Consider the following 11,761-nt stretch of genomic DNA (forward strand, 5'->3'; position numbering starts at 1 on the left):
CGGGTGACGACGATCCAGGGCGACATCGCCCCGCCGCGACCGGTCTCAACGCTGCGAGCCTGGCTCACCGGCTTCGGGCGGCCGCCGCGTCTGATGGGGCTCGACGTCGCCCGTGCGCTCGCCGTGCTGGGCATGATGGCGGCTCATCTGCTCACCACCCCCGAGCTGTCGCTGCTGGACCCGTCGACGTGGGGCGCCCTCGTGCACGGACGGCCGGCGATCCTCTTCGCCGTGCTGGCGGGCATCTCGGTCGCGCTGATGACCGGGCGCACCCGCCTGCCCGACGTCTCCGAGCTGCCCGCGATCAGGCTCGGCCTCGTCGTCCGCGGCGCGGTCATCTTCGTCATCGGGCTCGTGCTCGAGCTGCTCGGCACGCCGATCGCCGTCATCCTCACGTTCTACGGGGCGCTCTACGTCATCGCGGCGGCGTTCGTGCGGTGGCGCGTGTCGCACCTGCTCGCCGCGGCGGTCGTGCTTTCGGTCGCAGGTCCCCCCCTTCTCGCCCTGCTGAAGGCCCTGACCTTCCACTCCAACGGGCCCGGCGCGACGCTCGTGCTGTTCGGCACCTACCCGCTGACGGTGTGGCTCGCTCTGCTGCTCGGCGGGATGGCGATCGGCCGGATGCGACTAGACCGCACCCGTGTTCGCGTGCGGCTGCTCGGGATCGGGGTGGTGCTCGCGGCCGTGGGCTACGGCGTCGGGGTTCTGGCCGCCGGCACGCTCGGCGAATCGCGATACCAGGATTCGGCGTCGTCGTTGAGCGACGATTCGCTGTCGGTCGACACGAGCGCCACCGGCTCCGAGCAGCTCCTGGGCGCCGACCCCGACGAGATCGACTTCTCGGGCACCGTGTGCGACGACTACGGTGACGCCTACATCAGCTGCTATCCGATCGATGCCGATGTGCAGAGCGCGAGGCCCGACGCCGGAGCCGACGCCTCCGGGTGGGAATCGTTCTTCACCGAGCTCGCGGGTCAGGATCCGCTGGGCAGTGCACTGTTCGCGCTGATCGCCGTCGAACCGCACTCCGGAGGCACCGCCGAGATCGTCGGATCCGGAGGGTTCGCCGTCGCGGTGATCGCGCTGTGCCTTCTGGCCAGCACGCCGCTGCGATGGGTGCTGCTGCCGGTCGCCGCACTCGGATCGATGCCGCTCTCGGCGTACAGCGCGCACGTGCTCTCGTACGCGCTGATCGCCGGACCCGGCGTCTTCCTCGACTCGTTCGACGTGTGGCTGTGGTCGGCGGTGGTGCTGCTCGTCGCGTCGACCCTCTGGTCGATCCTGCGCGGGCGCGGACCCCTGGAAGCGCTGCTGTCGCGGCTCTCGGCGGCCGCCTCGGGCACATCGGTCCCGCCCTCGTCGCGCTGAGCGCCCCTACGCTGGAGGGATGACGATCCCCACTCTCGAACTGAACGACGGAAACACGATTCCCCAGCTCGGCTACGGCGTCTTCCTCGTGCCCGCGGACGACGCGGAGCGCGCGGTCACCGAGGCACTCGAGGCCGGATACCGGCACATCGACACGGCGGCGATCTACAAGAACGAAGAGGGGGTCGGCGCGGCCATCGCCAAAAGCGGCGTACCGCGTGACGAGCTCTTCATCACGACGAAGCTGTGGAACGACCGGCACGACGGCGACGAGCCCGACCGGGCCATCGACGAGAGCCTCGAGAAGCTCGGCCTCGACGCCGTCGACCTGTACCTGGTGCACTGGCCCACGCCCGCGAACGACAACTACGTGCACGCGTGGGAGAAGATGATCGGCATCCGCGAGCGCGGCCTCGCCCGCTCGATCGGCGTCTCGAACCACCTCGTGCCGCACCTCGAGCGCCTCGTCGCCGAGACGGGCGTGACGCCTGCGGTCAACCAGATCGAGCTGCACCCGGCCTACCAGCAGCGCGAGATCACCGACTGGGCCGCCGCGCACGGCGTGCGCATCGAGTCGTGGGGACCGCTGGGCCAGGGCAAGTACGACCTGTTCGGCACACCCGCCATCGCCGACGCCGCGTCGGCGACCGGCCGCACCCCTGCTCAGGTCGTGCTGCGCTGGCACCTGCAGAAGGGCTTCATCGTGTTCCCGAAGTCGGTGCGTCCCGAGCGCATGCGCGAGAACCTCGACGTGTTCGGCTTCGAGCTCGACGACGCGCAGATGGCCGCAGTCGACGGGCTCGACCCGCTCGACGGCTCGGGCCGCGTCGGCACCCACCCGAACGACCTGAACTGACGCACCGTCGAGACCCTCTGCCGCCCCGCGCACCGGCCCGCGGCAGGGGGTCTCGGCGTACCGTGGGGGCATGACCAACCGGCTCGCCGACACACTCAGCCCCTACCTGCGGGCCCACGCCGACAACCCCGTCGACTGGCACCCGTGGGGCGAAGAGGCGTTCGCCGAGGCGCAGCGCCGCGACGTGCCGCTGCTGATCTCGATCGGCTACTCGACCTGCCACTGGTGCCACGTCATGGCGCGGGAGTCATTCGCCGACGAGGCGACCGCGGCGCAGATCAACGCGCACTTCGTGCCGGTCAAGATCGACCGCGAAGAGCATCCTGAGGTCGACGCCGCCTTCATGGCCGCAGCCTCGGCGTTCACCCGCAGCCTGGGCTGGCCGCTGACCGTGTTCGCCACGCCCACGGGGCGCACCTTCTACGCGGGCACGTACTTTCCGCCCGAGGCACGCGGGGGCATGCCGTCGTTCCGCGACGTGCTCACCGCGGTGCGCGAGGCGTGGACCGACCGCAGAACTGAGGTCATCCAGTCGGCGGACGCCGTCGCCGACGCGCTGCGTGAGGCGGCGACGGCGGGAGCCGGTGGGATGCCCGCTGCCGACGCGATCGCCGCGGCGTCGGCCGTGATCCTGCAGCGCGAGGATCACCGGCACGGCGGCTTCGGCGGAGCGCCGAAGTTCCCGATGGCGACGACGCTGAGGTTCCTGCAGCATCCGCTCTCAGGCGGGGCGGATGCCGCACGTCGCGCACTCGACGCGATGGCGGCGTCTCAGCTGCGCGACCACGTCGACGGCGGCTTCTTCCGCTATGCGACCCAGGGCGACTGGACGGTGCCGCACTACGAGCGGATGCTGATCGACAACGCGCAGCTGATGGATGTCGCGCTCACCGCAGGGCGGCACGACGTCGTGCGTGGCATCGCGGGGTTCCTGCTTGGCGTGCTGCGCCGCGAGGGCGGTGCGTTCGGCGCGGCGCAGGACTCCGAGTCGTGGATCGACGGTCGGCGCAGCGAGGGTGGCTACTACCGCGCCGACGCCGCGGCGCGGGCATCCCTCGAGCCTCCCGCGGTCGACGGCAAAGTGCTCACCGGCTGGAACGGCCTCGCGATCGGCGCACTCGCACGGGCCGGTGCACGCCTGGCAGAGCAGGAGTGGGTGGATGCGGCGGCCGCCGCGGCCGAACACGTGCTGCGCGTCAACCGCGGTGATGCGGGTGAGCTGGTGCGGTCGTCTCTCGACGGCGCCCCCGCGACCGCCGTCGCCACCGCCGCCGACCTCGGGCTGCTCGCCGACGGACTGCTGGCTCTGGCGCTCGCCACCGGTGACGCGGAGTGGGCGGTGCGGGCGCTCGCCGTGCTCGCACAGCCGCTGACCGAGGATCCGGTGATGGCGGCGCGCGGTCTCACCGCGGTCGGCGACGACAGCGACGGCGATCTTCCCTCGGGGCCGGCTGCGCGGGCATCCGCCCATCTCGGCGCCTGGCTGCTGGGCGCGGGGGAGGAGCACCGCGAGCAGGCGGTGGCGCTGTGCGCCCCGCTCGTCGAGCGCGCGCTGCAGCATCCGCTCGCGTACGGCGCCGTGCTGCGCCTCGCCGCCGTGCTCGCCGGGCCACCGCGACAGGTCGTCGCGGTCTCGGCCCGTGACGGGGCTCTCGCGGATGCCGCCCGCGCGGCCGCCGCCGACGTGATCGCCGTGGTGACACCGGCGCAGGCCCGCGCGTTCGCGGATGCCGGCTTCTCGCTGTTCGAGGGCAAGGACGCAGCCGAGGGCGTCGCCTACGACTGCCGCGAATTCGTGTGCCGGCTGCCGACGACGGACCCGTCCGCGCTGTCCGTATGATGGCACGGGCTCGACCTGGCCCGGACGAGGAGGTCTCACGATGACCGAGGTGCCGCTGACGACGACGACCACGAAGGGTCTGCATCACGGGCTGACCCGTCGGCAGATCTCGATGATGGGACTCGGCGGCGCGATCGGGGCGGGTCTGTTCGTCGGATCGGGGCAGGCGATCGGCATCGCCGGCCCCGCTGTGCTGGTGTCGTACCTCATCGCCGGCACGGTCGTCATCCTCGTCATGGCGATGCTCGCCGAGATGGTCGCCGCTCGCCCCAGCTCCGGCGCGTTCAGCTCGTTCGCGCAGCGTGCGATGGGCCGCAGCGCGGGAAGCGCCGTCGGCTGGCTCTACTGGATCCAGCTCGTCGTGGTGATCGCCGCCGAGGCCACCGGCGCCGCCGGGATCATCGAGGGGTGGGTGCCCGGCATCCCGGCCTGGCTGTGGGTGCTGATCTTCGTGGCCGCGCTGACCGCCGTGAACCTCTTCGGCGTGCGCAACTACGGACGCTTCGAGTTCTGGTTCGCCGCGATCAAGGTGTTCGCCATCATCGCGTTCCTCGTGGTCGGCACCTGCGCGATCCTCGGATTCATCCCCGGGGTGCCGGCGAGCGGCATCGGCAACCTCGTCGCGCACGACGGGTTCGCGCCGTACGGCATCTCCGGCATCGCCGCCGCCCTGCTGATCGTCGTGTTCGCGTTCGGAGGCACCGAGGTCGTCGCGATCGCCGCCGCCGAGTCGGACGACCCGGCCCGCAACATCGCGCGCATCGTGCGCGAGGTCATGGTGCGCATCCTCGTGTTCTACCTCGGCTCGATCTTCGTGATCGTCGCCGTGCTGCCGTGGAACTCGCCGGAGGTGCTCGACGGCCCGTTCTCGGCCGTGCTCGCGACGCTGCGCGTGCCCGGTCTCGATCTGGTCATGTCGCTCATCGTCGTGATGGCGCTGCTGTCGGCGATGAACGCCAACATCTACGGCGCATCCCGCATGGCGTACTCGCTCGGCGAGCGCGGGCTCGCCCCCCTCGCGGTCACCCGAACCAGCGACCGGGGGGTGCCCTACGCCGCGGTGCTCGCGTCGGTCGCGTTCGGATTCGTGACGGTCGTGCTCAATTGGGCGTTCCCCGAGACGGTGCTCGGCCTGCTGCTGAACATCGTGGGCTCGACCGTGCTCGTGATCTGGACGGCGACGGTGATCTCGCAGATCATCCTGCGCAGACGCGCCGACCGCGACGGCGAAGAGCTGCCGATGCGCATGTGGGGATTCCCCTGGCTGTCGTGGGTGGCCCTCGCGCTGCTCGCGGTGATCATCGCCCTGGCGATGATCGATCCGACGGCGCGCACCCAGCTGCTGCTGACGCTGGCGCTCACGGCGGCATTGCTCGGCCTCGCCCGCCTGACACGCGGTAGGCGAGCACAGTAGTCTTGCAGGCCGGAGCGCGCACCCCGCGCGCGAGGGAGGACGCCCATGTCGGTTGGTCTGCTGGCGGTCGTCGACGACATCCTGAGTGCCGCGATGAAGGCATCCGCGAAGGCGGCGGGAGTCGTGATCGACGACGCCGCGGTCACCCCGCAGTACGTGCAGGGACTCACGCCCGCGCGCGAGCTTCCGGTGGTCGGCAAGATCGCGCTCGGCTCGATCGCCAACAAGTTCCTCATCATCATCCCCATCGCGATGGTGCTGACCGCGTTCGCCCCCTGGGTGCTGCCGTACCTGCTGGTGATCGGCGGCACCTATCTGTGCTTCGAGGGTGCCGAGAAGGTGCTCGAGTGGTTCGGCTTCGGCCACGGCCACGACGATGAGGGCACACGCGACGAGAAGCGGCTGGTGTGGGGCGCGATCCGCACCGACCTGATCCTGTCGACCGAGATCATGCTCATCTCGCTGGCGAGTCTGGACCCGAACCTCGGCACCTGGCAGACGCTGGGCGTGCTCGCGGTCATCGCGCTCGCCATGACCGCTCTGGTGTACGGCGCGGTGGGGCTGCTGGTCAAGCTCGACGACGTCGGCCTGAAGATGGCGAAGAACCCGGTGCGCAGGGTGCGCCACACGGGCGCCCGCATCGTGCGGTCGATGCCGCACGTGTTCCGGGCGATCAGCGTGGTCGGCACCGTGGCGATGCTGTGGGTGGGCGGTCACCTCGTCGTCGTCAACCTGGGCGAGGTGGGCCTGCACGCGCCGGCCGACCTGCTGCACGGGGTCGACGAGCTGCTCGCCTCGTTCGGCGGTTTCGTCGTCTGGCTGGGCAACACGGCCATGTCGGCCGTCGCGGGCATGCTGATCGGTCTGGTCGTCGTGGGGGTCGTTCTGCTCGTCGGGCGGATGCTGGGCACGCGCCCGACCTTCGACGAAGCGCGGCGCGGTCACCCTGACGCGCACGCGACACGGCAGCTCGTCGACTGATCGTTCGGGACCGCCGGGCGCTCAGCCCGCGTTGCGAGGATGCCGCCGAGCGGCCCGCTCGTTACCGCGGCGATAGTCTCCCGTGAGGCGGGCCATCAGCAGCTGCGGATCCTCGGTGCCGATCCGGCCGAGGAAGTCGTGCGCCTTCGCACCGCGCAGGGTCGCCGCCCGGATGCCGTGATGCAGGATCACGACCTCGTCACCTCGGACGACGTGCTCGAATCCGTGCGGTGCAGGCATGCCGATCAGTCTGCCGGAAAGTGGGCTCGCCCTCGGGTTGGCGACCCGAAGCCAGACGACTTGTGACGTGCGGTCTAGACCTGTCATCCAGCCGTTGCGAAGTACTGACGCACGGCCGCCATCGGCGCCGTCATGGGCTCTGCTCGCGCCCACGCGATCCCGACCTGCATGTCGGGTAGCGGATCGGCCAGCGTGACCGATCTGATCCGATGGCCCTCGAGCGACCACGGACGGTAGACCATGTCCGACAGGATGGTGACCGCGGACCCGCTGCCCACCAGGCTGCGGATGGCTTCGAGAGACGAGGTCGCGAGAAAGACCTCGCGGCCCAGCTCCGGCCAGTACGACCGGGTGGTCAGGTCGGCTTCGTCGACCGTGAGCAGGGCATACGGGTAGGAGCGCAGATCGGACAGGCGAAGATCACTGCGGTCGGCGAGCGGGTGCGTCGGAGCGACCCAGAGGCGCCGCGCCGATCGGGCGAGGGGTTCAGCGTCGAGGTCGTCGCTGCGGAGGTTGGACGTGAGCATCAGGCCGAGTTCCAGACGGCCCTCGAGCAGCCCCGCTTCGATCGCCGCGCGGTCCCGCTCGTACCACTCGAAGTTGACGCGAGGGAAGCGAGCCGTGATCTTCTGGATGTGCTGAGGCAGGAAGTAGCCCATCACGGTGTAGCTGGCACCGATGCGTACGGTGCCGCTCAGCTCGGCATCGCCCTCGATGTAGGTCTCGGCCTCGCTGACGAGCTCGAGGATCTGGCGTGCGCGGGGAAGCAGAGAGCGTCCGGCGTCGGTCAATTCGACGCCACGCACGCTCCGCGCGAACACCGCGTGCCCCAGACGGCTTTCGATCTCCTGCACAGCAGTGGTGATCGTGCTCTGCGCCACATACAGCTCACGCGCTGCCGCGCTGACCGCTCCCGCCTCCGCGACCGCGACGAAGTACCGAAGTTGACGCAGTGTGAAACCCATCGCCGTCCTCTCCTCTTGCGGAGAGAGTATCGGTTATCTCGATGGAGAGGCATTCGATACCGATTCTTTTCGTGTAGACGTCCGCTCCTTAGAGTCAGGAGAGGCGCCACCGACCGGTGGCGCGGACAGCTGGAGTGAGGCGGCGCATGAAGCGGACTGTCGATGTCAACAGCGACATGGGTGAGGGGTTCGGGGCGTGGGCGTTCGAGGGCGACGTGGATGCCCGTCTCATGCCGCTGGTGTCCTCGATCAATCTCGCCGCCGGCTTCCACGCGGGTGACCCGAGCACGATCGACCGGGTGACCCTGCTCGCGCAAGAGCACGACGTGGGAATCGGGGTGCACCCGGGTTTTCGAGATCTCGTCGGCTTCGGCCGTCGCCACATCGACGCTTCAGCTGACGAGCTGGTGTGCGACGTGCTCTATCAGCTGGGCGCCGTTCGCGCTCTGGTCGAGCGACGAGGCGCACGCCTGCAGCACATCAAGCTGCACGGAGCTCTCTACATGCACGCGGCTCGCGACGAGGCGTTCGCGCGCGCGCTCGTCGAAGGGCTCGACGAGGCAGACGCCGACCTGCCCATCTTGACCATGGCAGGCAGCGTGCTCGACCGGGTCGCGTCTGATCATGAGCATCCGGTGATCCGCGAGCTGTACGCAGACCGCCTCTACGGCGATGACGGACAGATCGTCTTCACAAGAGATGTCGGATCGCTGCGGCCCGAAGCCGTCGTCGCAAAGATCGAGCAGGCGTGCGCGGAGGCTACGGTACAGACCACTTCCGGCGCCAGCGTGCCGATCGTCTTCGACTCGATCTGCATACACAGCGACACCCCCGGCGCCGTCGCGCTGACCACTGCCGTGCGCGCCGCACTCGACCGCGCCGGCGTCGATGTGCGCACCTTCGCTTAATCGAACACGAGAGAACATGAAAGGGCCGATGATGTCCGAATCCCCATCCCTTGAAGAGATCACGATCCGAGAGCTTCTCGACGCCTACCAGACGCGAGCAACCACCGTCCGGGCGGTCGTGGAGGAGTACCTGCGGCGTATCGAGATGGTGGACCGCTCCGGTCCGAGACTCAACTCGATCGTGGCTGTCAGTGATAGCGCGCTGGCGCGCGCTGACGAGCTCGACCGCCAGCTGGCGGAATCGGGCTCCCTGGCCGGGCCCCTGCACGGCGTGGTCGTCGCGGTGAAGGACAACATCGACACCGTCGACATGGACACCACCTGCGGCAGCGAGGCGCTCGAGGGCCACCGTCCCGAGAAGGACGCGGTCGCCGTCACCCGGCTCAGGGACGCAGGCGCCGTCATCATCGCGAAGACGACGTTGCCGGATTTCGCGTCCTCGTGGTTCTCCTACTCCTCGGTCAGCGGAGAGACGCTCAACCCGCACCGGCTCAGCCATGACCCGGGTGGCTCGAGCTCGGGCTCTGCCGCGGCCGTCGCGGCGAACCTCGCCACCGTCGCGTTGGGCACGGACTGCGGCGGATCGGTTCGCCTTCCCGCTTCGTTCTGCAATCTCGTCGGGGTTCGTTCGACCCCCGGTGTGGTGCCCCGTACCGGCACGGGCTTCCTCGTCGAGTTCCAGGACACCGTCGGCCCGCTGGCGCGCACTGTGGAAGACGCCGTGGCGGTCTTCGACGTCATCGCCGGTTACGACGAAGGCGATGCCTTCTCGGTGTCGGCCACGATGGCTCGACCTGCTCACGGCTACCAGAACTCGCTCGGTGACCGCAGCATCGTCGGCACGCGAATCGGGCTGGTGATCAACGCGCTCGGCGACGACAGCGACGCACGATGCCGAGAGGTCAACGCGCTGGGCCGACAGTCCGCAGCGGACATGCGCGCGGCAGGTGCCGAAGTCGTCGAGGTCGAGATCCCCGACCTCGACACGCATCTGGCGGACACCAGCCAGTACGTCGCGTGCTCACGACACGACATCGACCTCTACCTCACCCAGCGGCCGACGCTGAGCCACCTCCGTGTCGCCGACATCGTGGAGAGCGGCAGGTATCACCCCGAACTCGATTTGCTGGAGGCCGTGAGCGCAGGTCCGGAAGACCCCGAATCCGACCCCGACTACACGGGAAGGTACGTCGCACGCGACAAGTTCACCCGCACCATCCTGAACGTCATGGATCGCCACGATCTCGACGCGCTGACCTACCCGACCACTCGCGTCCCCGCTCCGTCGAATGATGAGCGTCAGGAGTGGACTGTGCTGACCTTCCCCACCAACACCCTCATCGCCTCACAGGCTCTGCTGCCCTCGGTCACCGTTCCTGCGGGCTTCACTGCGGATGAGGTCCCCGTCGGCATCGAACTGGTCGGTCGTCCCCATTGTGAGGCGGATCTGTTCCGCTGGGCCGCGGGATACGAGCGCGCGTCGCAGCATCGGCGAGCGCCGGAACTGTAACGAGTAGGGCACCGGCCTCGCCGGTGTTCTTCGTCGCCTGCGCGGTGAAGAACACCGGCCGGGCGACGGCGCGTTCGGGTCAGATCCAGCCCGGGAGCCAGTTGTGGCTGAGCCAGAACGGGTAGGGCACGCTCATGCCGGTCCATACCGGGTAGAAGAACGCCGAGACGAGAACCACCGCGACGAGGTACACGGCGACGGTGCGCTGACCGGCCTTCCGCCGGTGCAGGGGAGCGGAGCGGCGGCCGGCGAGCTCACGCAGCGCGACCGTGAGCGCGAGGACCAGGACCGGCATCATGACGATCGTGTAGAACTGGAAGATCGTGCGGCTCGGCACGAGAAGCCACGGCACGTAGGTCGCCAGGAGCCCGACCAGCGCGATCGTATGCATCGGGCCGACCGGCCGGCGCTCGATGAGCCCTCGCACGAAGCGATACAGGAGGTACAGTGCGGCCGCCACGCCGCCGTACCAGATCAGCGGATTCGGCACCGACGAGATCACGGCGATGCAGTGATCCGTGCCGCAGTCGGTGGGATCCGAGCCCACCCAGATCGCGGTGGGCCGCAGCAGCAGCGGCCACTGCCACGCGGGACTCGCGTAGGCGTGCGGGCTGGACAGCCCGATGTGGAACCCGTACATCGATTCGTGGTACTTCCACAGCGCGACCAGGGGATTGGCATCCGCCCCGCGGTCGTAGCCGCCGGACGTGACCAGCCAGCCCGTCCACGACACGAGATACGCGATCATCGCCGGGCCCACCATCAGCACGAACGAGACCGGCCCCTGCCGCAGCGCGGCATCGCTCGGCCACAGCGGGATCCCCGCGCGGCGGCGTGCGAGCGCGTCGGTGACCACCGTGTACAGGCCGAAGACGGCCAGGGCGTACAGTCCCGACCACTTCACCGCCGACGCCGCACCGAGCGTCGCCCCGGCGGCGATCAGCCAGGGCCGTGACCACAGGACGGGCCCGACCAGCCGCACCGGAGCGTCGTCGCCGGCGGATCGGCGCGCCGCGACGATCCGGGCGTCGAGCAGCGGCAGCGAGCGATCCCGGTCGAGCAGCACGAACAGGAATCCGAGCAGGATGAAGAAGGTGAGGGCGCCGTCGAGCAGGGCGATCCGGCTCATCACGATGCCCAGGCCGTCGACCGCGAGCAGGCCGCCGGCGATCGTCGCGAACACCCGCGAGCGGGTCAGGTGCAGCGCGATGAGATAGAGCACGAGCACCGTCAGAGACCCGAGGATCGCGGTCGTCAGCCGCCAGCCCGCGCTGGAGCCCGGCCCCATCAGCGCCATGCCGAGCGCGATGATCCACTTCCCGAGCGGCGGATGCACGACGTACGACCCCGTCGTCTGCATCGCCGAGTCATCGCCGCGCGCCAGCTGCTCATCCGCGCCGTCGCCCCACGTGGCCTCGTAGCCGAGGTTCCACAGCGACCAGGCGTCCTTGACGTAGTACGTCTCGTCGAACATGATCTCGTGGGGATGCCCGAGGTTGATCAGCCTGAGCGCAGCGGCGAGCAGCATGACGACGAGCGGAGCGAGCCAGCCCAGCGCTCGCGCGCGCGTGGGATCTGCGAGTGCCCACGCAGCGAATCGCTCCCATCGCGTCGCGGAACGCGGCGTCGGGGGCGCGGGCAGGGTCACCTGCTCAGCCTAGGCAATCGGCATCGGAACG

General features: G+C 69.5%; 10 protein-coding genes. 7 read left to right on the forward strand and 3 right to left on the reverse strand.

Annotated elements, in window-relative coordinates; all coding sequences use genetic code 11:
- Window positions 1-3: 3 nt before the first annotated feature.
- From ACWGSM_RS11020 to ACWGSM_RS11040, 5 genes are all read left to right on the forward strand, one after another.
- Window positions 4-1,368: a heparan-alpha-glucosaminide N-acetyltransferase domain-containing protein gene (locus ACWGSM_RS11020; RefSeq protein WP_452322961.1), complete on the forward strand. Its 1,365-nt coding sequence runs from the start codon at window positions 4-6 to the stop codon at window positions 1,366-1,368.
- A 19-nt stretch (window positions 1,369-1,387) separates the two neighbouring features.
- Window positions 1,388-2,224 carry an aldo/keto reductase gene (locus tag ACWGSM_RS11025; RefSeq protein ID WP_452322962.1) on the forward strand — a complete coding sequence of 279 codons (837 nt, stop codon included), beginning with the start codon at window positions 1,388-1,390 and terminating at the stop codon, window positions 2,222-2,224.
- A gap of 70 nt (window positions 2,225-2,294) precedes the next feature.
- Window positions 2,295-4,064, forward strand: coding sequence for a thioredoxin domain-containing protein (locus ACWGSM_RS11030; protein ID WP_452322963.1), 1,770 nt, complete (start codon window positions 2,295-2,297; stop codon window positions 4,062-4,064).
- Window positions 4,065-4,104: 40 nt separating this feature from the next.
- A complete protein-coding gene (locus ACWGSM_RS11035; RefSeq protein ID WP_452322964.1) occupies window positions 4,105-5,478 on the forward strand; it encodes an amino acid permease in 1,374 nt (457 codons plus the stop codon).
- A gap of 45 nt (window positions 5,479-5,523) precedes the next feature.
- Window positions 5,524-6,459: a DUF808 domain-containing protein gene (locus ACWGSM_RS11040; protein WP_452322965.1), complete on the forward strand. Its 936-nt coding sequence runs from the start codon at window positions 5,524-5,526 to the stop codon at window positions 6,457-6,459.
- A 21-nt stretch (window positions 6,460-6,480) separates the two neighbouring features.
- Here ACWGSM_RS11040 and ACWGSM_RS11045 read toward each other — a convergent pair whose 3' ends face one another.
- Both ACWGSM_RS11045 and ACWGSM_RS11050 read right to left on the reverse strand, forming a co-directional pair.
- Window positions 6,481-6,699, reverse strand: a complete 219-nt coding sequence (locus ACWGSM_RS11045; protein ID WP_452322966.1) for a hypothetical protein — start codon at window positions 6,697-6,699, stop codon at window positions 6,481-6,483.
- Between the two features lie 83 nt (window positions 6,700-6,782).
- Window positions 6,783-7,664 carry a LysR substrate-binding domain-containing protein gene (locus ACWGSM_RS11050; protein WP_452322967.1) on the reverse strand — a complete coding sequence of 294 codons (882 nt, stop codon included), beginning with the start codon at window positions 7,662-7,664 and terminating at the stop codon, window positions 6,783-6,785.
- 146 nt (window positions 7,665-7,810) lie between these two features.
- On the opposite strand from ACWGSM_RS11050, the gene ACWGSM_RS11055 reads away from it, so the two are divergent.
- Together ACWGSM_RS11055 and ACWGSM_RS11060 are read left to right on the forward strand one after the other, a co-directional pair.
- On the forward strand, window positions 7,811-8,572 hold the full coding sequence (locus tag ACWGSM_RS11055) for a 5-oxoprolinase subunit PxpA (RefSeq protein ID WP_452322968.1): 762 nt from the start codon (window positions 7,811-7,813) through the stop codon (window positions 8,570-8,572).
- Between the two features lie 31 nt (window positions 8,573-8,603).
- A complete protein-coding gene (locus ACWGSM_RS11060; protein ID WP_452322969.1) occupies window positions 8,604-10,082 on the forward strand; it encodes an amidase in 1,479 nt (492 codons plus the stop codon).
- Between the two features lie 79 nt (window positions 10,083-10,161).
- Here ACWGSM_RS11060 and ACWGSM_RS11065 read toward each other — a convergent pair whose 3' ends face one another.
- Window positions 10,162-11,730, reverse strand: a complete 1,569-nt coding sequence (locus tag ACWGSM_RS11065; protein ID WP_452322970.1) for a dolichyl-phosphate-mannose--protein mannosyltransferase — start codon at window positions 11,728-11,730, stop codon at window positions 10,162-10,164.
- Between the last annotated feature and the right edge of the window lie 31 nt (window positions 11,731-11,761).

The sequence above is a fragment of the Microbacterium sp. NPDC055521 genome (genome assembly GCF_053619695.1).

Excerpts from the sequence above, each read along its gene's own strand:
- ACWGSM_RS11045 (WP_452322966.1), bottom strand. The coding sequence starts at position 6,699 with ATGCCTGCACCGCACGGATTCGAGCACGTCGTCCGAGGTGACGAGGTC.
- ACWGSM_RS11040 (WP_452322965.1), top strand. The coding sequence starts at position 5,524 with ATGTCGGTTGGTCTGCTGGCGGTCGTCGACGACATCCTGAGTGCCGCG.
- ACWGSM_RS11035 (WP_452322964.1), top strand. The coding sequence starts at position 4,105 with ATGACCGAGGTGCCGCTGACGACGACGACCACGAAGGGTCTGCATCAC.
- ACWGSM_RS11060 (WP_452322969.1), top strand. The coding sequence starts at position 8,604 with ATGTCCGAATCCCCATCCCTTGAAGAGATCACGATCCGAGAGCTTCTC.
- ACWGSM_RS11055 (WP_452322968.1), top strand. The coding sequence starts at position 7,811 with ATGAAGCGGACTGTCGATGTCAACAGCGACATGGGTGAGGGGTTCGGG.
- ACWGSM_RS11050 (WP_452322967.1), bottom strand. The coding sequence starts at position 7,664 with ATGGGTTTCACACTGCGTCAACTTCGGTACTTCGTCGCGGTCGCGGAG.
- ACWGSM_RS11025 (WP_452322962.1), top strand. The coding sequence starts at position 1,388 with ATGACGATCCCCACTCTCGAACTGAACGACGGAAACACGATTCCCCAG.
- ACWGSM_RS11030 (WP_452322963.1), top strand. The coding sequence starts at position 2,295 with ATGACCAACCGGCTCGCCGACACACTCAGCCCCTACCTGCGGGCCCAC.